Here is a 19,788-nt window from a genome sequence, read left to right as displayed (position 1 = left end):
GGTCAGCCCTCCGCGGGGGCCGTGCTGGGCGCGGTGCCGATCCGGGCCGTGTAGATCGCGTCGTACGTGCCGTCCTCGCGGATGCGGTCCAGCGTGGCGTTGACCGCGTCCAGGAGGGCGGTGTTGCCGGTCTTGACGCCGATGCCGTACTGCTCGCCCGTGGGGAACGTGGCGGCGACCTCGAGGTCTCCTGCCGCGTACGGGCCGAGCACGGCGATGTCGTTGACGACGGCGTCGACCTGGCCGGTCTCGAGGGCCTTGATCTGCAGGCCGAGCTCCTCGAACTGGACCACGGACAGGCCGTTCTCCTCGGCCCAGGTCTCGCCCGTGGTGGCCTGCTGCACGGCGACGGTCTTGCCCGCGAGCCCGTCGACCCCGGTGATGCCGGAGCCGGCGGCCACCAGGAGGCCCTGGTCGGCGTCGAAGTACGGCTCGGAGAAGTCGAGCTTGGCCTCGCGCTCGGGGGTGATGGTCATCCCGGACGCGACGACGTCGCAGCTGCCGGTGTCGAGGTCGGTGCCGGACTGCATCGTCTCGAACGCGGCGACCTTCGTGCTCAGCTCGACGCCCAGGTCCTTGGCGACCTCGCCCACGACGTCCAGGTCGAGGCCGACGACCTCGCCGGACTCGTCGGTGTAGGCGAACGGCTCGAACGGCGGGTTGACGCAGACGGTGAGCTGTCCCTCGGAGACGAGGGGCACGCCGCTGTCCGAGGCGGCCTGCTCGCTGGACCCGCACGCGGTGAGCGTCAGGAGCGCGGCGAGGCCCAACGGGACCAGGCGGGTGGCGGTGTTCATGGCAGTCCTCTCAGGGCGGTGCAGTTCCTGCATGAGTATGCATCACCCACCGTATATATCCAAAGTGAGGTGTGCGTCACGGCGCCAACGGGGAACGCTCCGCGCGCCGGTTCGAGAGGAACGGCGCGCGGAGCGTCAGGAGGTGCGGTCAGCGGTTCTTCGGGGGAGCGGGCAGCAGCTCGGCGTCCCGCGCCACCACGGACTCGCCGTCCTCGGAGACCAGGTCCAGCTCGCCGACCACACGGCCCGCGGCGCGGACGTCGGACAGCGCGATCTCGACGCCGGCCGTCATCGCGGGCGGCACCACGAGCGTGACCTTCGCGATCTCCGTCCGCATCGAGGCCTTCGCCTCCGACTTCACCTTGCGCAGTGCGGCCAGCGCGGCCCCAGCGGCGCCGACGATCGCCGGGTCCGCGTCACCCGCCGCGGCGCGCAGCGGCTCCGACGTCGGCCACGGGGCGCGGTGCACCGAGCCCTCGCGCCACCAGGACCAGACCTCCTCGGTCGCGAACGGCAGCACGGGCGCGAAGAGCCGCAGCAGCGTGTCGAGGGCGATGCCGAGCGCCGCCCGGGCCGAGGCCGTCTCCGCGGAGACGACGTCGTCGGAGGCGCCGCCCGCGTAGGCGCGGTCCTTCACCAGCTCGAGGTAGTCGTCGCAGAACGTCCAGAAGTACGTCTCGGCGAGCTCCAGGGCGCGGGTGTGGTCGTACGCGTCGAGCGCGGCGGTGGCGCGGTCCACCACCTCGGCCAGGCCGGCGAGCGCCGCGCGGTCGAGCGGCACGGTCACCAGCGCCGGGTCGAGCAGCCGGTCGCGCTGCTCGGGCGAGCCGAAGGACAACGCGAACTTGCTCGCGTTCAGCACCTTGATGGCCAGGCGGCGGCCGATCTTCATCTGGCCGACCTCGAAGGCCGCGTCGGTGCCCAGGCGCGCCGAGGCCGCCCAGTATCGGACGGCGTCCGAGCCGTGCTCCTCGAGCAGCCCCATCGGCGTGACGACGTTGCCCTTGGACTTGCTCATCTTCTTGCGGTCCGGGTCGAGGATCCAGCCGCTGATCGCGGCGTCCGACCAGGGCAGCGACCCGTGCTCCAGGTGCGAGCGGACCACCGTGGAGAACAGCCACGTGCGGATGATGTCCTGCCCCTGCGGGCGCAGGTTCATCGGGAAGACGCGGGCGAACAGGTCCGGGTCGGTGCGCCAGCCGCCGGCGATCTGCGGGGTCAGCGAGCTGGTGGCCCAGGTGTCCATGACGTCCGGGTCGCCGACGAACCCCCCGGGCACGCCCCGCTGGTCCTCGGTGTACCCCGCGGGCACGTCGCTCGCCGGGTCGATGGGCAGCGCGTCCTCGGCCGGCGTCAACGGCTGGTCGTAGACCGGCTGCCCGTCGGCGTCCAGCGGGTACCAGACGGGGAACGGCACGCCGAAGAAGCGCTGGCGGGAGATCAGCCAGTCGCCGTTCAGGCCGCCGACCCAGTTCTCGTACCGCACGCTCATGAAGTCGGGGTGGAAGTCGAGCTCCTCGCCGCGCTTGAGCAGCTCCTCGCGCAGGGCGACGTCCCGGCCCCCGTTGCGCAGGTACCACTGGCGCGAGGTGACGATCTCGAGCGGCTTGTCGCCCTTCTCGAAGAAGTTCGCCTTGCGCTGGGTCGGGACCGGCTCGCCGTCCAGGTCCCCGCTCTCGCGCAACGCGTCGACGATCAGGGCGCGGGCCGAGAACGTCGTCTTGCCGGCCAGCTCGGACCACAGCGCCGGAGCGGCGACCGCGGCGCCGTCCACCAGCCAGGCCGGGACCTCGCGCAGCAGGCGGCCGTCGCGGCCGATCACCGAGCGGGTGGGCAGCTGCAGCTCGCGCCACCAGATCACGTCGGTGAGGTCGCCGAAGGTGCAGCACATCGCGATGCCGGCGCCCTTGTCGGGCTCGGCGGCGGGGTGGGCCAGCACCGGGACGTCCACGCCGAACAGCGGCGAGCGCACGGTCGTGCCGAAGAGGTGCTGGAAGCGCTCGTCGTCCGGGTGCGCGATCAGCGCGACGACGGCGGGCAGCAGCTCGGGCCGCGTGGTCTCGATGTGGACGGGCTCGCCCGTCGACCCGTCCTCGTTCACCCGGTGGAAGGCCACCTTGTGGAACGCGCCCGGGTAGTCCCGTGCCTCGAGCTCGGCCTGGGCCACGGCCGTCTGGAAGGTCACGTCCCACAGGCCGGGGGCCTCGGCCTGGTAGGCCTCGTCACGGGCCAGGTTGCGCAGGAACGCCTGCTGGGCGACCGCACGGGCCTCGGCGGAGATCGTCTGGTAGTGGTGCGACCAGTCGACCGACAGGCCCAGGTGGCGCCACAGCGCCTCGAACTGGCGCTCGTCCTCGACGGTGAGCCGCTCGCACAGCTCGACGAAGTTCTTGCGGGAGATCGGCAGCTGCTCCGCGGCGCGCCCGCTCGTCCCCTCGCCACCGACCTGCGGCGGCGTGAAGTCGGGGTCGTAGGGCAGCGACGGGTCGCAGCGCACCCCGAAGTAGTTCTGGACGCGGCGCTCGGTGGGCAGGCCGTTGTCGTCCCAGCCCATCGGGTAGAAGACCTCGCGGCCCCGCATGCGCTGGTAGCGCGCGACCACGTCGGTGTGCGTGTAGGAGAACACGTGTCCCACGTGCAGCGAGCCGGACACCGTCGGCGGCGGCGTGTCGATCGAGTACACGGCCTCGCGCGGCTTCGTGCGGTCGAAGGAGTACGTGCCCTGCTCGTTCCAGGCGGCGTCCCAGCGCTGCTCGAGCCCGTCGAGCGAGACCTTGTCCGGTACCTGGTGGGCCGTGGTCCGCGGTGAGGTGGTCGCGGTGGGGGACTTTTCGGCACTCAGGTCGCTCATGGTCACCCATCTTCCCAGATCCCGGCGCCAGCAGTGCACAGGTCCGGAGTCGGGCCCGGCAGTCACCCGGGCAGCGGGCCGCCGCGCGCGTCGAGCAGGTCCTGCAGCACCGTGAGCTCCCTGGTCTGGGCGGCGACGATGCCCGACGCCAGGCGGCGCACCTCCGGCTGGCCGGCCCGCTCGACCGCCTCCTCGGCCATCTCCACGCCGCCCACGTGGTGGGGGATCATCAGCTGGAGGAACAGCCGCTCGGCGTCGACGCCGTCGGCCGCCTCCAGGCGCGCCAGGTCCGCGGACGACACCCAGCCGGGCATCGCGGCATGGCCGGTGGCCGTGGAGCCCTCGTGGGAGTGCCCGTCGCCCATCCAGGCCATCGGCGCCTGGGAGCCCGCCTGCGGCAGGCCCCACATCGCGAGCCACGCGTACATCTGCCCGATCTGCTGCTGCTGGCTGGTGAGGATGTCCAGCGCGACAGCGCGCAGCTCCTCGTCCGTGCTGCGGTCGCGCACCAGCACGGCCAGCTGCACCGCCTGGGCATGGTGGGCGGACATGTCCCGCGCGAAACCGGCGTCCACCGACGTGTCCGCCGCGGCGGTCAGCGCGGGCTGGCGCACCAGCGCAGAGCCGATCAGGGCCCCCGCCACGAGCGCGGTGGTCACCAGCACCGCGATGACGGCCAGCGTCGCGGGCCCGAGCGGCCGCAGGGCCGCGGAGAGCGCGGACGGCTGCCGACCCGCGCCCGCCGACCCGGTGCGCCCGTCCAGGCCGCCGGGCTCGGTCGCGTCGTGCGCCTCCTGGGGGACGGTGCTCATGCCGGCGTGCCGACCCCGTTCGAGCAGAGCGCGCCGACCTCGGGCAGCTCGGGGTTGAGCAGGTACTTGCGCACGAAGACGGGCAGGCGCTCGTCGTCCGCGCTGTCCACCTCGAGCTGGTAGCCCCACGACGACGCCACCACCGGGCTCGACAGCCCTTCGTACGGGCTGACGATGACGTACGAGTTCTGCTCGGCGAACTGCTGCAGGGTGGCGACCTGGTCCGCGGGCAGCGCCGGGTCGTAGGTGAGCCACACGGCGCCGTGCTCGAGGGAGTGCACGGCGTTCTCGTTGGGCACCGGGTCGGTGTACACGCCGCAGTTGAGCCACGCGGCGGCGTGGTCGCCGCCGGCGGGCGGGTCCTGCGGGTAGTCCACCACGGTGGTGACGTGGTTCGCCGTGAGGCCCTCGCGGACGTCCGCGACGCCGTCGACGGGCTCTGCCGCCTTCGCCTCGACGGCGGAGCTCTTCCGGTTCTCGTTCACCAGCACGAAGCCCGTGGCGCCCACGAGGCCGACCACGACGATGCCCGCGATCGAGGAGATCAGCAGGGTGCGGCGACGCTCCTGCTTCTTCTGCGTCGAGCGGATCGCGGCCAGCGCCGCCTGCCGCTCGGCCGCGGCGGCCTTGCCCGTGCTCTTGCCAGCGCTCATCAGTCATCCCTCTCAAGGCCCGCGGCCTGCCGCGGGCGGTGTGGTCTGGCCAGCCGCGCGGGCTCCCAGGCGCCGCCTCGACGCGGCCACTGTGTCAACGACCGAGAGTACGTGAAAGTTCTACTATCGGGCGAGAGGCAGACCACATCTGGTCGTGGCCCGAGGCAGCACGCTGCGAGGCCTGCTGCGGCGGGGTTAGTCTGCCGAGACGTGCGGCGGCCGTCGCGCGCGGCAGGACGACGAGAGGTGCACGCACGTGACGGCGAGCGGGTTGACGGTCGGGTACGCGGCAGCGCTGGAGCAGTTCCACCCCACCGAGGTGGTCGAGCTCTCGGCCTACGCCGAGTCCCGGGGGTTCTCCGGCGTGATGGCGGCCGACCACTACCAGCCCTGGCTCCCCTCGCAGGGGCAGGCCGCTTTCGTGTGGAACGTGCTCACCGCGCTGGGCGAGCGCACCACGGGGGACATCGGCCCCGGAGTGACGGCCCCGACCTTCCGCTGGCACCCGGCGATGGTCGCGCAGGCGTCGGCGACGCTCGCCGCGATGTACCCCGGCCGGCACTGGCTCGGGCTCGGCTCAGGCGAGGCCCTCAACGAGCACGTCACGGCGCAGTACTGGCCCGAGGCCCCCGAGCGGATCAACCGCATGTTCGAGGCCATCGACATCATCAAGAAGCTGTTCGCCGCCTCGATCGCGGGCAAGGACACGAAGCACTCGGGCACGTTCTACAAGCACGAGTCCACCCGTCTGTGGACCATGCCGGAGGTCGCGCCCGAGATCCTCGTGGCCACCGCCGGACCGGTGACGGCCAAGCGGGCCGGCCGCCACGCGGACGGGCTCATCACCGTCGGAGCGCCACTCGAGAAGATCTCCGGCCTCTTCGGCAAGTTCGCCGAGGGCGCCCGCGAGTCGGGCCGCGACCCGGAGACGATGCCCAAGGTGCTGCAGGTGCACCTGTCGTGGGCGGAGACCGACGAGCAGGCGATGGCCAACGCGATGACCGAGTGGCCCAACGGCGGCATGAAGTTCCCCAAGGCCGACATCCGCTCGCCGTTCGACTTCGAGCAGATGGCCAAGCTGGTGCGCCCCGAGGACTTCGACGGTCGGATGGTCGTCTCGGCCGACCCCGACGTGCACCGGGCCGCGATCCAGAAGTACGTCGACCTGGGCTTCGACCGCGTGTACCTGCACAACGTCGGGCGCAACCAGCGCGAGTGGATCGACGTGTTCGGCCGCGACGTGCTGCCCGCACTGGTCCGATGAGCGAGGGGATGCGCGTCTGGGCGCTGGCGGGCATCCCCGAGGTGCGGCCCGGCGACGACCTGGTCGCCCTCGTCGGGGCGGCCCTCGACGCCGCGCCGCCCGAGCAGCGCCCGCTCGACGGCGACATCCTCGTGGTGACGAGCAAGATCGTGTCGAAGGCCGAGGGACGTGTGGTCCAGGCCGCCGACCGCGAGCAGGCGATCACCGACGAGACCGTGCGGGTCGTGGCCACCCGCGAGCACGCCGGCGGCGTGACGCGCATCGTCGAGAACCGGCTCGGCCTGGTCATGGCCGCCGCGGGCGTCGACTCCAGCAACACCGCGGAGGGCACCGTTCTGCTGCTCCCGCTCGATCCTGACGCCTCTGCCCGCGCTCTGCGGCACGGGCTGCAGCAGCGCCACGGTGTGCGGCTGGGCGTGATCCTCAGCGACACCGCCGGCCGCCCCTGGCGGCTGGGGCAGACGGACATGGCGATCGGCGCCGCGGGCGTGGCCGTGCTCGAGGACCTCCGCGGCACGCTCGACTCCCACGGCCGGGCGCTGCAGGTCAGCCAGGCCGCGGTGGCCGACGAGATCGCCGCCGCCGCCGAGCTCGTCAAGGGAAAGGCCGCGGGCCGGCCGGTCGCGATCGTGCGAGGGCTGGGCCGCCACGTCACGCGGGATGACGGTCCCGGGGCGCGCACTCTGGTGCGCACCGGCCCGGACGACATGTTCGCCCGGGGCAGCGCCGAGGCGTACGCCGACGGGTGGAAGGACGCCACCGCCCACGACCGGCGCTGAGAGTTCCCGGCTCTGCCGCGGACCGTGCGGGTCAGCCCCGCCGGATGACGACCGTGTCGAGGATCTTGTCGGCGAAGGTCTGCCGGCGGGCGTCCCACAAGGGCCACAGGAAGCCCAGCAGCAGGGGGCCGTCGGCGATGTGGCAGACGTCGCGCAGCAGCGTGGCGCCGAGGCCCAAGGGCTCGCCCGTCGACGCCCGCACCAGGCGGGTCCCGACCGCGCGCTTGCCGAGCGACGACCCCGAGCGCCCCTCGAGCACTCCGCGGTTCCACACCCACAGGCCGGCGACAGCGGCTAGCGCGACGCAGATGACCACGGCGCTCGCGGGGGTCGAGTCCCGCACAGGCCGTCCCGCGGCCTCGACGCCCGGCTCGCCCACCGCCACGGCGATCGGCATCGCGGCAATCCACACCGCCGCCAAGAGCAGTTGGTCGATGACGCGCGCGCCGACCCTGCGCGGCCACGACGCGTAGGGCGACCAGGCGGCGCCCGCCGTCCCGTAGGGCAGCGGCGCCGGGACGACAGGTCCCGCGCTCGGCGGTGCGGTGGTCGCCGGAGTGGGGAGGGGCGGCACGGTCATCTGGGCTCCCGGAGTCTCGGACGCGCGGCCGCACGCGGTCGCGTGCGGCTCGGCCACGCACATCCTGGTGCGAGCCCGGCGTTCTGACCAGCGCGAGCGCCTCAGGCGGGGTCGAAGGCGAGGATCGGCCGCCCCGTCCCGGGATGGCGGAGCACCGTGGTGCTGACCCCGTACACCGGGTCCACCACGTCGGGGACCAGCACCTGGTCGGGCGCCCCGGCAGCCACCACCCGCCCCCCGGACAGCAGCACCACCTCGTCGCAGTACGCGGCGGCCAGGTTGAGGTCGTGCAGGGCGGCGAGGACTCCCGTGCCCGCGTCCGCGAGGGACCGGACCAGGGCCAGGGTGACCAGCTGCGCGTGCACGTCGAGGTGGTTGGTGGGCTCGTCGAGCAGCAGCAGGGAGGGCTGCTGGGCGAGGGCTCGCGCTAGGTGCACCCGCTGGCGCTCACCGCCCGACAGGGTATCCAGCCGACGGCCCGCGAGCTCCGAGGCCCCCACCGAGGCGAGGGCCGACGCCGCCACCGCGAGGTCCTGCTCGGAGTCGCCCGCCCACCGGGAGCGGTGCGGGGTGCGTCCCAGCAGCACCGCGTCGTGCACGGTGAGCGGCAGGTCGGTGCTCGACTCCTGCTCGACCAGCGCCACCCGGCGGGCCCGCTCGCGGCGGTCGATGCCGCGCAGGTCCGTGCCGTCGAGCCGCACCCGGCCCGCGTCCGGGGTGGTGATCCCGGCGACGAGGCGCAGCAACGTCGACTTCCCGGAGCCGTTCGGGCCGAGCAGCCCGGTGAGCATGCCAGGGCCGACGCGCACCTGGACGTCGTCGATGATCAGCCGGCCGCCAGCCGACCAGCTGAGGGCGTCGGCGTCCAGGCTCACGACGCCCCCTCGGCGCCGCGACGGGACCGGAACAGCAGCCACGCGAAGACCGGCGCCCCGAGGAACGCGGTGAGGATCCCCACCGGCAGCTCGCGTGGCTCGAAGATCGTGCGCGCGGCGGTGTCCGCCCACACCAGGAAGCTCGCGCCCACGAGAGCCGAGACCGGCAGAAGGAGCCGGTGCCGGGCGCCCACCACGAACCGCACGGCGTGCGGGAGCACCAGTCCGAGGAACCCGATCGAGCCGCTCACGGACACCAGGGCGCCAGTCAGCAGGGCCACCAGCGTCAGCAGCACCCAGCGGGTCCGGGCGACGTGCACGCCCAGCGCCGCGGCCGCCGTGTCGCCGAACGCGAAGGCGTCGAGCGTGCGCCCGGCGCCCACGAGCGCGGAGCCGAGGACGAGGACGGCCGTGCCCGCGATCGTCACGGAGGCCCACGTCGACCCGGCCAGGGAGCCGAGCAGCCAGCCGAGGATCTCGCGGTAGGAGTCGCCCGTCGCCGACCAGAAGATCACGAAGCTGGTGGCGGCGGCGCATAGTTGGGACACGGCCAGCCCGGCCAGCACCGTGCGTGTGGGCGTGAGCGCGCCGAGCGACCCGGCCAGGGCCATGGTCGCCACGAGCGCCGCCAGCGCCCCGACGAAGGCCGCCGCGGGGAGGGCCACCGCCGCCCCCAGGAGCAGGACCGCGACCGCGCCCAACGACGCCCCCGAGGACAGCCCGAGCAGGTACGGGTCGGCCAGGGGGTTGCGGGTGAGGCTCTGCATCACGGCGCCCGCGACGGCCAGCCCGGCGCCCACAGCCGCCGCGGTCAGCACGCGCGGCAGCCGCAGCTCCCAGACGATCGCGTCGGTGAGGCGGGGCGGGGCGTCGCCGACCAGCCCCAGGTGGTGGCCGATGCTGCCGAGCACGTCCGTGACGGCGATGTCCGCCGGGCCGATCGTCACGCTCACCAGCACGGTGAGCACCAGCACCGCGGCCAGCGCCAGGACCACCACGGCGAGCCGCAGGCCGCCGGCGGAGGGCGCCGGGCGGGGCGCCGGGCCCGGACGCGCGCCGGGCAGCCCGGCACGGCGGCTCGGCCCGGGCGCGGCCAGCGCCTGGTGCGGGCGCGCCCCGGTGGGCCGAGGGCTCGGCCGCATCGCGGCTGTCGGACGGCGCACGGGTGTCAGCCCACCTCGGGCAGCGCCGCGAGCTGGGCGACGAGGTCGGCCACGGCGTCGGCATTGCGCACCCCGGCCTCCGACGCGGGGAACGGCACCACGAGGTAGCGCTTCTCGCGCACGGCCGTGAGCTGGCTCGTCGCCGGGTTGGACTCGAGCACGCCGATCTTCTTCTCGGTGGAGCCCCACGCCGAGTCGACGAGCACGATGACGTCGGGGTCTGCCGCCACGACCTGCTCCCAGCCGACGGACGTCCAGGACTCGTGCACGTCGGCGAAGATATTGGTCAGCCCCGCGGCGTCCATGATCATCTGCGGCGCCCCGATCCCGGCGCCCACGTACGGGGTGTCCGAGCCGGAGCTGAACCACAGCGCGGTGGTCGTCCCGGCCGGGGCATCGACGCCCGCGAGCGTCGCCTCCTGCTCCGCAACCAGCTCCTCCGCGCGCTCCTGGACGCCGAAGATCGTGCCGACCTCGCGGATGCCGTCGAAGACCACGTCGAAGGTCAGCGGGTCGGGCTGGTAGCCCTCGCCCAGGCAGGCGGCCGGCGACACATAGCTCGCGATGCCGAGCGTGGCCAGCGTCGGGCGCTCGCCGGCGCCCTCGGCGGAGAAGTTCGACTCCCAGCCCGCGTAGACCAGGTCGGGCTCGCTGGCCAGCAACGCCTCCTGGCCGGGGACCTTCTCCGAGAGCACCGGGACGGCAGCGGCGGCGGCCGCGAGGCTCTCGGGCAGGGGGCCGTCGGAGAACGCCGTGCCGACGAGTCGGTCCTCGAGGCCCAGCGCGAGCATCGTCTCGGTCGCCGTCGACTTGATGGTCACGACCCGCTCGGGCGGCGCCGCGAACGCGACCTCGGTGCCGCAGTTGTCGACGGCGAGCGGGGCGAACCCCGAGGTGGCGGACGTCGTGGGGGACGGGGCGCCCTCGGCAGGCGCCTCTGCCGCGGGCGAGGCGCAGGCGCTGAGCCCGAGGGCCAGCGCCGCGGCGGGCAGCAGGGCGGGCAGGACGGCGCCTCGGCGCCGGGGGGCGCGGTTCGCGTGGTGGACGGTCGGCAGGGTCATGGACGGCTCCGGGTGTGACGTGGCCCCCGGCGCGCACGGCCGGGCGGGGGAGGGCGCACGTCGCGCCGCTGGACTCGCCGCCCACGTCAGGGCGACCGCGCCGGACGAAATCCCGTCCGAGGTCCGGGACTCACTCTAGTGCGCGTCGTCAGGCGGCCGCCGCCAGCGCCAGCCTCCGCGCGACCTCCTCGACGCCATCGGCGAGTGAGGCGACGGTGACCCGCACATGTCCGGGTCCCGGCTCGGCTGCGGAGGCCACGAAGGGCGTTCCGCGGGCGACCCGGACGCCCGCCGCCTCGAGCCGGATCATCGCCGTCGCCTCGTCGGCCACCGGCAGCCACAGGTTGATGCCGTCGCCGGGGGGCACCGCCAGCCCGTGCCGGGCCAGGGCCTCGCACAGCGTGCGCTGGCGCGCGTAGTAGACGCGGCGGGCGTGGGCGACGGCGTCGACGGCCGCCCCGTCCACCAGCAGGTCGGCGAGGACGTGCTGGAGCAGCCGGCTGGTCCAGCCGGGGCCCAGCATGCGCCGGGCGACGACCGCGTCGAGCACGGGCCCCGGGCCGCCCACGGCGGCGATCCGCAGGTCGGGGCCGTGCGATTTGGAGTACGAGCGCACATGCACCACCTGGCGCGGCAGGTGCGCGCCGAGGGTGACGTCACGCGAGGACGCGATCTCGCCCGAGTGGTCGTCCTCGATGACGTGGACCTCGCGCGGGCGCCGACCGGTCCCGGCGGCCTCGGCGGCAGCGGCGGCGCGACGGTCGTGCCGGCGGATCACGGCGGCGAGATCGCGCGCCCGGGTGGGGGTCAGGCTGACCCCCGTCGGGTTGTGGGCGCGCGGCTGCAGGACGACGGTGCTGGCGCCGGCCTCCAGCGCGGCGGCCAGCCCGTCCGGGCGCATCCCCTGACGGTCGAGGGGGACGGGGACGCGCTCGAGGCCAAGCTGGTCGAGCAGGTCGAACAGGGGCGGGAACCCCGGGTCCTCCACCGCGACCCGGTCGCCGAACCGCGCGACCTGCCCGAGCGTCCGCTCGATCGCGTCGACCGCCCCGTCCACCACGGTGAGCCGGTCGGGAGGGAACGGCCACGAGGCGCGCAGGGCCGCCTCGAGCTCGGGGACCAGCGGCGCGGACAGGTAGGTGCCGGTCACCGCCGCGGGAGTGCGCGCGCCGACGCGCGCGAGCGCCGGGCCCAGGGTGGGCAGCAGGGCGGGGTCGGGCGTGCCGGTGGAGAGGTCGAGCGCGGCGGCCGCGCCTCGGGCCATGTCCCGGTAGCGCGGTGGGAGCCACCCTGTGGGGCCGGGCAGCAGGAAGGTCCCTGCCCGGCCCCGGGCGCCCACCATGCCGACGGCGGCCAGGGCCCGCCAGGCCGAGCCCACGGTCGCCGGGCTCACGCCGAGCGCCGCCGCCGTGGCGCGCACGGTGGGGAGCCGGTCGCCCGGTCGGAGCTCGCCGTTCCGGGCCAGGCGGGAGACGGTCGCCGCGATGCCGCGAGGGCTGCGGTCGTCGACCGCAGCGACCAGTGCTCCGAGCTCCATGCGGGCCATCGTGCGGCCGACGGCCCGCGCCGCCCACGGCGCCGCGGGGGTCGGCACGGCCGGCGCCGAGATGTTTACCTCCGCGTGATCCAGCGACGCATGTGTGAAACCGGCGGAAACGCCGCAGAAATGTCCAAGGCGGACAGTCACATTCAGGCGGAGCGGCCAGGGAGCGGCGCAGCGGGCGTCGCTGGACCCCGGCAGCCGAGACGGAGGACCCATGGCAGTCGTGCGAGTCGCCTTCACCCAGGCTTCCTGGACCGGTGACAAGGAGTCGATGATCGCGCTCCACGAGGCCTGGACGCGCGAGGCCGCGTCCCAGGGCGCCCAGGTCATCGCCTTCCAGGAGTTGTTCACCGGGCCGTACTTCGGCATCACGCAGGACTCCGCGTACTACGACTACGCGGAGTCGGTGCCCGGGCCGACCACGGAGCGGTTCGCCGCCCTGGCAGCCGAGCTGGGGATCGTCATGGTGCTGCCGGTCTACGAGGAGGAGCAGCCCGGCGTGCTCTACAACACGGCCGCCGTGATCGACGCCGACGGGTCCTACCTCGGCAAGTACCGCAAGCACCACATCCCGCACCTGCCCAAGTTCTGGGAGAAGTTCTACTTCCGGCCCGGCAACCTGGGGTACCCGGTCTTCGAGACGGCGGTCGGCACGATCGGCGTCAACATCTGCTACGACCGGCACTTCCCCGAGGGGTGGCGCGCCCTCGCGCTGGCCGGCGCGGAGATCGTCTTCAACCCGAACGCCACCGCGCCCGGGATCTCCAACAAGCTCTGGGAGATCGAGCAGCCCGCCGCAGCGGTCGCCAACGGGATCTTCGTCGTGGCGAACAACCGGGTGGGCCTGGAGGACAACGAGTACGGGGCTGAGGCAGTCGCCTTCTACGGCAGCTCGTACGCGGTGGGCCCCGACGGGAGCCTCGTGGGGGAGTCCGGCTCCGCCACCGAGGACGAGCTGATCGTGCGAGACCTCGACCTGGGCCAGATCCGCGAGGTGCGCGAACGGTGGCAGTTCTTCCGGGACCGGCGGCCCGACGCCTACGGCTCCCTCGTGGCGCCGTGACCTGCCGACCCGTGAGGAGCACCCGATGACGACCCTCATCACCGGCGGCACGCTGGTCAGCGCGACGGGCCGCGGCGCCGCGGACGTGCTGGTCGACGGCGAGCGCGTCGCCGCCGTCCTGGCGCCCGGCTCGACCGTGCTCGGCGTCGACCTGCCGGCGCGCGTCGACCGGGTGATCGACGCGACCGGCAAGTACGTCATCCCCGGCGGCGTGGACGCGCACACCCACATGGAGCTGCCGTTCGGCGGGACCGCAGCCTCGGACACGTTCGAGACGGGCACCCGGGCGGCGGCGTGGGGCGGCACCACGACGATCATCGACTTCGCCGTGCAACGTGCCGGTGAGCGGGTGCAGGACGGCCTGGCGGCCTGGCACGCGAAGGCCGCCGGGAACTGCGCCATCGACTACGCGTTCCACCAGATCATCGGCGGCGTCGACGACGACTCGCTCAAGGCCATGGAAGGGCTCGTCGACGAGGGCATCACCAGCTACAAGCTGTTCATGGCCTACCCGGGAGTCTTCTACTCCGACGACGCGCAGATCGTGCGGGCCATGCAGAAGGCCGCCGACCTCGGGCTCCTGACCATGATGCACGCGGAGAACGGCCCGGCGATCGACGTGCTGGCCGCGCAGCTCGTCGAGGCTGGCAAGACCGCGCCGTACTACCACGGCGTGGCGCGCGCGTGGCAGCTCGAGGAGGAGGCCACGCACCGGGCGATCATGCTCGCCGACCTCACCCGGGCCCCGCTCTACGTGGTGCACGTGAGCGCGAAGCAGGCGGTGGCCCAGCTCGCCGCGGCGCGGGACGCCGGGCAGAACGTGTTCGGGGAGACATGCCCGCAGTACCTGTACCTCTCGTTGGAGGAGCAGCTCGGCGCGCCGGGGTTCGAGGGCGCCAAGTGGGTCTGCTCGACGCCTTTGCGCTCGCGGGCCGAGGGGCACCAGGACCACATGTGGCGCGCCTTGCGGACCAACGACCTGCAGATGGTCTCCACCGACCACTGCCCGTTCTGCATGACCGGGCAGAAGGACCTCGGGCTCGGCGACTTCCGGGCGATCCCCAACGGCATCGGGTCGGTGGAGCACCGGATGGACCTGCTGTACCAGGGGGTGGTCACCGGCCAGATCACGCTCGAGCGGTGGGTCGAGCTCACTTCCACCACACCGGCGCGGATGTTCGGCCTCTACGGGGCCAAGGGCGTCATCGCGCCCGGCGCCGACGCCGACATCGTGGTCTACGACCCCGCGGGGCGCACCACGATCTCCGCCGCCACGCACCACATGAGCATGGACCACTCCGCGTGGGAGGGATTCGAGGTGGACGGCGCCATCGACCTGGTCATGTCGCGCGGCCGGGTGGTCGTCGAGGGCGGCGCGTACCACGGGCGCCCCGGCCATGGCAGGTACCTCAAGCGTGGCCTGTCGCAGTACCTCGTCTGAGCCCTGCCCCGCCGACCCAAGGAGAGCCCATGGACTTCGGTGTCGTCCTGCAGACCAACCCGCCCGCGGCGCGCGCGGTCGACCTGGCACGCCAGGCGGAGAGCCACGGCTTCGACCACGTGTGGACGTTCGACTCGCATCTGCTCTGGGAGGAGCCGTTCGTCATCTACTCGGCGATCCTCGCCGCGACCCGTCGGGTGACGGTCGGCCCGATGGTGACGAACCCCGCGACCCGGGACTGGACCGTGCTCGCGTCGCTGTTCGCGACCCTCAACGAGATGTACGGCAACCGGACGGTGTGCGGGATCGGCCGGGGAGACTCGGCCGTCCGCACCCTCAACGGCCGCCCTTCGAACCTCGCCACGCTCCGCGAGTCGATCCACGTGATCCGCGAGCTGGCGAACGACCGCGCCGTCGAGGTCAACGGGCGCACGCTGCGCTTCCCGTGGTCCAAGGGCTCGTCGCTCGAGATGTGGGTCGCCGCCTACGGCCCGCAGGCGCTGCGCCTGGCCGGCGAGGTGGGCGACGGGTTCATCCTGCAGCTCGCCGACCCGGACATCGCGGCCTGGATGATCGGCTCGGTGCGCGACGCCGCCGCGGCCGTCGGACGAGACCCGGACTCGCTGTCGTTCTGCGTCGCCGCCCCGGCGTACGTGGGCGACGGCGACTCTCCGGGTGCGCGGGCGCACATGCGCGAGCAGTGCCGCTGGTTCGGCGGCATGGTCGGCAACCACGTGGCCGACATCGTCGCCCGGTACGGCGCGGGCTCGTCAGTTCCGGCGGCGCTCACCGACTACATCCGCGGGCGTGAGGGCTACGACTACAACGAGCACGGGCGGGCCGGGAATTCGCACGCCGCGTTCGTGCCCGACGAGATCATCGAGCGCTTCTGCCTGCTGGGCAGCCCACGCGAGCACGTCGCGCGGCTCGAAGAGCTGCGGGAGCTGGGCGTCACCCAGTTCGCCGCGTACCTCCAGCACGACAACAAGGAGGAGACGATGCGGGTGTACGGCGAGCGGGTCATCCCGGCGCTCGCGCGGACCGTGGTGGCGAGCGCATGAGCACGCGGCCGGAGACTGCGGCGTCCTCGGCCCCGATCGCGCCGGCCGGCGCGACCTCGGCGGATGTCACGCCGCGGGTGGCGGCGACCGGCGTGAGGACCGGGCCCGAGGGTGTGCGGAGGGCGTGGCGCATGCCGGCCTGGACGGCGCGCGCGGTGCGCTCGGGTCCGCTGCTCGGCCTGGCGTCGGTGGCCGCCGTGGCGGCGGCCTGGGAGCTGTACAAGGTGCTCGGCCCGGCCGACGGGTGGTTGCTGGGCGCGACCCGGATGCTGCCCCGCACCACCGACCTCGCGATGCCGCACACGTGGGACATGGCGGCCAGGCTGCTCGAGCCGGTCTCGGGCGGCGCCGGCGCGCCGCCGCTGTGGTCCGCGGTGCTGCGGGCCGGCGCGATGAGCCTCGGCGTCGCGTCGGTGGGCTGGCTGCTCGGCCTGGTGGTGGGCATGGCGCTCGCGCTGGCCATGCAGCGCGTGCGACTGGTCGAGGCGGCGGTGCTCCCGCTCGTCGTCCTGTCCCAGACGGTGCCGCTCATCGCCCTCGCGCCGCTGGTGCGCTCCTGGGGGTCCCGGCTCGAGGTGGGCCCGGTGCAGTGGGCGCCGTGGATGTCGGTGGCGGTCATCGCGTCGTACCTGGCGTTCTGCCCAGTGGCAGTCGGGATGCTGCGCGGACTGCAGTCGCCCACCCCGATCCACGCGGAGCTGATGCGGGCGTACGGCGCGGGGTGGTGGTCCACCCTGGTGAGGCTGCGACTGCCGGCCTCGGTGCCGTACCTGCTGCCCGCGCTGCGCCTGGCCGCGGCGGGCGCCGTGATCGGGGCCGTCGTGGCCGAGGTCGCCACCGGCCTCCCCGGCGGTCTGGGCCGCATGATCGTGGAGTTCGCGGCGTTCTCCGCGAGCGACCCCGCCAAGCCATGGGCGCCCATCTTCGGGGCGGTGGCGCTCGGCCTGCTCGCCGCCGGCCTCGTCGCGGCGCTCGGGTCCTCGCTGCGCAGGTTCCGCCGGCTGGAGGCCGCCCGATGACCGCCGCCGTGCAGGTGGACGGCGTCTCGCGGGTGTTCGGCAGCGGCGCCGGGCGGGTCGTCGCGCTCGACGACGTCTCGCTGACCGTCGCGGCAGGGCAGTTCGTGTCCCTCATCGGACCCTCGGGCTGCGGCAAGTCCACGCTGCTGCGCCTCATCGCCGACCTCGACGCCCCCACCGCGGGGAGTGTGCAGGTGTTCGGCCGCCCCGCCCGGGAGGCGCGGCTCGCCCACGAGTACGGGATCGCCTTCCAGCAGGCCGGGCTGCTGCCGTGGCGCACCGTCCGCGCGAACGTCGAGCTGCCGCTCGCGTTGGCCGGGATGGGCCGGGCGGGCCGCCGCGAGCGGGCAGAGCACCTTCTCGCGCTGGTCGGCCTCGCCGACTTCGCCGAGCACTTCCCGGACCAGCTCTCGGGCGGCATGCAGCAGCGGGTGGCGATCGCGCGGGCCCTCGCCGAGGAGCCCAGCCTGCTGCTCATGGACGAGCCCTTCGGCGCGCTGGACGAGATGACCCGGGAGCGCCTGCAGACCCAGCTGCTGCGGATCTGCGCCGAGACCCGCGCCGCCGTGGTGTTCGTCACGCACTCGATCCCCGAGGCGGTGTTCCTCTCGGACCGGGTGGTGGTGATGTCCCCGCGCCCTGGGCGCATCCGGGAGGTGGCGCCCGTCACGCTCGACCGCAGCGGCTCCCTCGAGGACCTGGACGCGCTGCGCACGGACGCCACGTTCTTCGACGAGATCGCCACGGTGCGCGCGGCGCTGCTCGAGGGCGTCAGCCTCGCGCAGGCGGAGGGCGCCGGATGACGCGCGTGGCGGCCTCGTTGCGGCAGGTGCTGCCACCGCTCGTGCTGCTCGTGGGCCTGGTCGCCGCCTGGCAGGGCGCCGTGGTGCTCGCGCAGATCCCGCCGTTCGTGCTCCCAGGGCCGGCCGCCATCGCGGAGGAGCTCGTCGCCTTTCGTGGGCCGATCGGCTCGGCCGCGGTCGTCACCGGTCGCAACGCGGCGGTCGGGCTGCTCGCCGGTGGCGTCCTGGCGATGCTCGTCGCGCTGCTCGCCGCGGCGCTGCGGCTCGTCGACGCGCTCGCGGCGCCGCTCGTCACCGCCCTGTCAGTGGTGCCCGTCGTGGCGCTCGCGCCGGTGCTGTACTCCATGCACGGCGCGGGGTCGGAGCACGCCCGGGTGGTCGTCGCGGCGCTCGCGGCGTTCGTGCCGGTGTACGTCCACACCCTCCGCGGGCTGCGCCAGGTGCTGCCCGTGCACCGGGACCTGCTGCGCGCGCTGGCCGCCACGCCCCGGCAGGCCGCTCGTGTGGTGACGATCCCCACCGCTGTGCCGTTCCTCTTCACCGGGCTACGACTCGCGTCCTCGCTCGCCGTCATCTCGGCCGTGGTCGCGGAGTACTTCGGCGGCCCGCGCTCGGGGATCGGCTCATTCATCACCACCGCCGCCGCGGGCTCGGACTACGCCCAGGCCTGGGCCTACGTGCTCGGCGCGATCGCGGTCGGGCTGCTCTTCTTCACGGCGACCTCCCTCGCGGAGCGCGCCGTCACCCGCCGGCGCACCGCATGAGCGGCAAGCCGGCGCACGACGTCCCGCCTGCCGGCGTCGCCAGGCCGGTCGAGGGCTCGCGGCATCCGCTGCGCGCCGGTGCCCAGCTTCACCGACGAGAGGAGATGACATGAGGACCACGAGGCGTTGGGGGGCGGCGGTGGCGACCGGACTGGCAGCGGGACTGCTGCTGACGGCGTGCGCGAGCAGTGCGGAGGAGGGCGGCGCGGGCGCGGAGGCAGCGGCGGACGGGCTCACGCCGGTCAAGCTGCAGCTGCAGTGGCTCACGCAGGCGCAGTTCGCCGGCTACTACGCGGCCCAGGAGCAGGGTTACTACGCGGACGAGGGCCTAGACGTGGAGATCCTCCCGTCCGGCGGCGACATCGTGCCGCAGGACGCCCTGGCGCAGGGTGAGGTCGACTACGCGATCGCCTGGGTGCCCAAGGTCCTCGGATCGATCGAGCAGGGCGCCGGCATCACGAACGTCGCGCAGGTCTTCGAGCGGTCCGCGACGCTGCAGGTCGCGTTCGCCGACTCGGGCATCGACTCCGTCGCGGACCTCTCCGGGAAGACCGTCGGCTCGTGGGGCTACGGGAACGAGTGGGAGCTGTTCGCCGGCCTGAACAAGGCGGGGGTCACGGACTTCCAGCTCGTAACCCAGGCGTTCGACATGCTCGGCCTGCTCAACGGCGACATCGACGCGGCGCAGGCCATGACCTACAACGAGTACGCGCAGCTCCTGGAGACCGTCGACCCGGACACGGGCGAGCTGTACACGCCCGACGACTTCACCGTCATCGACTGGAACGACGAGGGCACGGCGATGCTGCAGGACGCCATCTGGGCGGACAGCGAGCGGCTGGCGGACGACGCCGAGTACCAGGAGACGACCGTCAAGTTCCTCAAGGCCTCGCTCAAGGGCTGGGTCTACGCGCGGGACAACGCCCAGGCGGCCGCCGACGCGGTCACCGCGGCGGGCTCCACGCTCGGCACGAGCCACCAGCTGTGGATGACCAACGAGGTCAACAAGCTCATCTGGCCGAGCACGAGCGGCGGGATCGGGCTGCTCGACGAGTCCGCGTGGAAGCGCACCGTCGCGCTGGCGCTGCAGACGCGCAACGAGACCGGGGCGTCGATCATCTCGGCGGAGCCGCCCGAGTCGGCGTACACCACGGAGTACGTGACGAAGGCCCTCGCCGAGCTCGAGGATGAGGGGGTGGACGTGGTCGGCGCGAGCTGGAAGCCGGAGTCCGTGACCCTCGCGGAGGGCGGCAACTGAG

The 19,788-nt window shown here is 73.7% G+C and carries 18 protein-coding genes; 9 read left to right on the top strand and 9 right to left on the bottom strand.

Features of this window, described 5'->3' with window-relative positions:
* Positions 1-2: 2 nt before the first annotated feature.
* The 4 genes from NP064_RS10615 to NP064_RS10600 all read right to left on the bottom strand — a co-directional run bounded on the left by NP064_RS10615 (position 3) and on the right by NP064_RS10600 (position 5,113).
* Positions 3-797, bottom strand: a complete 795-nt coding sequence (locus NP064_RS10615) for an ABC transporter substrate-binding protein (protein WP_227569674.1) — start codon at positions 795-797, stop codon at positions 3-5.
* A 148-nt stretch (positions 798-945) separates the two neighbouring features.
* Positions 946-3,648 (bottom strand): valine--tRNA ligase, encoded by a 2,703-nt coding sequence (gene valS, locus NP064_RS10610; RefSeq protein WP_227569675.1) that lies wholly within the window; start codon positions 3,646-3,648, stop codon positions 946-948.
* A gap of 62 nt (positions 3,649-3,710) precedes the next feature.
* Complete coding sequence (locus NP064_RS10605; RefSeq protein ID WP_227569676.1) at positions 3,711-4,460, bottom strand: DUF305 domain-containing protein; 750 nt, start codon at positions 4,458-4,460, stop codon at positions 3,711-3,713.
* A complete protein-coding gene (locus NP064_RS10600) occupies positions 4,457-5,113 on the bottom strand; it encodes a thioredoxin-like domain-containing protein (RefSeq protein ID WP_227569677.1) in 657 nt (218 codons plus the stop codon). Before NP064_RS10600 ends, NP064_RS10605 begins: the two co-directional genes overlap by 4 nt.
* 256 nt (positions 5,114-5,369) lie before the next feature.
* Here NP064_RS10600 and NP064_RS10595 point away from each other — a divergent pair, with 256 nt between their 5' ends.
* Both NP064_RS10595 and NP064_RS10590 read left to right on the top strand, forming a co-directional pair.
* Positions 5,370-6,377, top strand: a complete 1,008-nt coding sequence (locus NP064_RS10595; RefSeq protein ID WP_227569678.1) for a TIGR03557 family F420-dependent LLM class oxidoreductase — start codon at positions 5,370-5,372, stop codon at positions 6,375-6,377.
* Positions 6,374-7,156, top strand: a complete 783-nt coding sequence (locus NP064_RS10590; RefSeq protein ID WP_227569679.1) for a coenzyme F420-0:L-glutamate ligase — start codon at positions 6,374-6,376, stop codon at positions 7,154-7,156. Before NP064_RS10595 ends, NP064_RS10590 begins: the two co-directional genes overlap by 4 nt.
* 31 nt (positions 7,157-7,187) lie before the next feature.
* On the opposite strand, the gene NP064_RS10585 is transcribed toward NP064_RS10590, so the two are convergent.
* The 5 genes from NP064_RS10585 to NP064_RS10565 all read right to left on the bottom strand — a co-directional run bounded on the left by NP064_RS10585 (position 7,188) and on the right by NP064_RS10565 (position 12,429).
* Complete coding sequence (locus NP064_RS10585; RefSeq protein WP_227569680.1) at positions 7,188-7,736, bottom strand: RDD family protein; 549 nt, start codon at positions 7,734-7,736, stop codon at positions 7,188-7,190.
* A gap of 101 nt (positions 7,737-7,837) precedes the next feature.
* A complete protein-coding gene (locus tag NP064_RS10580; RefSeq protein ID WP_227569681.1) occupies positions 7,838-8,611 on the bottom strand; it encodes a putative F420-0 ABC transporter ATP-binding protein in 774 nt (257 codons plus the stop codon).
* Positions 8,608-9,774: a putative F420-0 ABC transporter permease subunit gene (locus NP064_RS10575; RefSeq protein WP_227569682.1), complete on the bottom strand. Its 1,167-nt coding sequence runs from the start codon at positions 9,772-9,774 to the stop codon at positions 8,608-8,610. Before NP064_RS10575 ends, NP064_RS10580 begins: the two co-directional genes overlap by 4 nt.
* Positions 9,775-9,779: 5 nt before the next feature.
* Positions 9,780-10,835: a putative F420-0 ABC transporter substrate-binding protein gene (locus tag NP064_RS10570; RefSeq protein ID WP_227569683.1), complete on the bottom strand. Its 1,056-nt coding sequence runs from the start codon at positions 10,833-10,835 to the stop codon at positions 9,780-9,782.
* Positions 10,836-10,983: 148 nt separating this feature from the next.
* Entirely contained in the window at positions 10,984-12,429 is a 1,446-nt protein-coding gene (locus NP064_RS10565; RefSeq protein ID WP_227569684.1) for an aminotransferase class I/II-fold pyridoxal phosphate-dependent enzyme, read from the bottom strand.
* A gap of 163 nt (positions 12,430-12,592) precedes the next feature.
* Between NP064_RS10565 and NP064_RS10560 the strand changes: the two genes are divergently transcribed.
* The 7 genes from NP064_RS10560 to NP064_RS10530 all read left to right on the top strand — a co-directional run bounded on the left by NP064_RS10560 (position 12,593) and on the right by NP064_RS10530 (position 19,787).
* Positions 12,593-13,441: a nitrilase-related carbon-nitrogen hydrolase gene (locus NP064_RS10560; protein WP_227569685.1), complete on the top strand. Its 849-nt coding sequence runs from the start codon at positions 12,593-12,595 to the stop codon at positions 13,439-13,441.
* Between the two features lie 25 nt (positions 13,442-13,466).
* Entirely contained in the window at positions 13,467-14,882 is a 1,416-nt protein-coding gene (gene hydA / locus NP064_RS10555; protein WP_227569686.1) for a dihydropyrimidinase, read from the top strand.
* A 29-nt stretch (positions 14,883-14,911) separates the two neighbouring features.
* Positions 14,912-15,943, top strand: coding sequence for a TIGR03842 family LLM class F420-dependent oxidoreductase (locus NP064_RS10550; protein ID WP_227569687.1), 1,032 nt, complete (start codon positions 14,912-14,914; stop codon positions 15,941-15,943).
* Positions 15,940-16,962, top strand: a complete 1,023-nt coding sequence (locus NP064_RS10545; RefSeq protein ID WP_227569688.1) for an ABC transporter permease — start codon at positions 15,940-15,942, stop codon at positions 16,960-16,962. The genes NP064_RS10550 and NP064_RS10545 overlap by 4 nt, the downstream gene beginning before the upstream one ends.
* On the top strand, positions 16,959-17,765 hold the full coding sequence (locus NP064_RS10540) for an ABC transporter ATP-binding protein (RefSeq protein WP_227569689.1): 807 nt from the start codon (positions 16,959-16,961) through the stop codon (positions 17,763-17,765). The genes NP064_RS10545 and NP064_RS10540 overlap by 4 nt, the downstream gene beginning before the upstream one ends.
* Positions 17,762-18,529 carry an ABC transporter permease gene (locus tag NP064_RS10535; RefSeq protein WP_227569690.1) on the top strand — a complete coding sequence of 256 codons (768 nt, stop codon included), beginning with the start codon at positions 17,762-17,764 and terminating at the stop codon, positions 18,527-18,529. The genes NP064_RS10540 and NP064_RS10535 overlap by 4 nt, the downstream gene beginning before the upstream one ends.
* Positions 18,530-18,638: 109 nt before the next feature.
* Entirely contained in the window at positions 18,639-19,787 is a 1,149-nt protein-coding gene (locus tag NP064_RS10530; RefSeq protein WP_227569691.1) for an ABC transporter substrate-binding protein, read from the top strand.
* Position 19,788: the final 1 nt, after the last annotated feature.

Origin of the sequence: Cellulomonas chengniuliangii (assembly GCF_024508335.1) — a bacterium.
GTDB lineage: Bacteria > Actinomycetota > Actinomycetes > Actinomycetales > Cellulomonadaceae > Cellulomonas_A > Cellulomonas_A chengniuliangii.
Note: the sequence above shows the minus strand (reverse complement) of the source record. Positions and strands in the feature narration are given on the sequence as shown.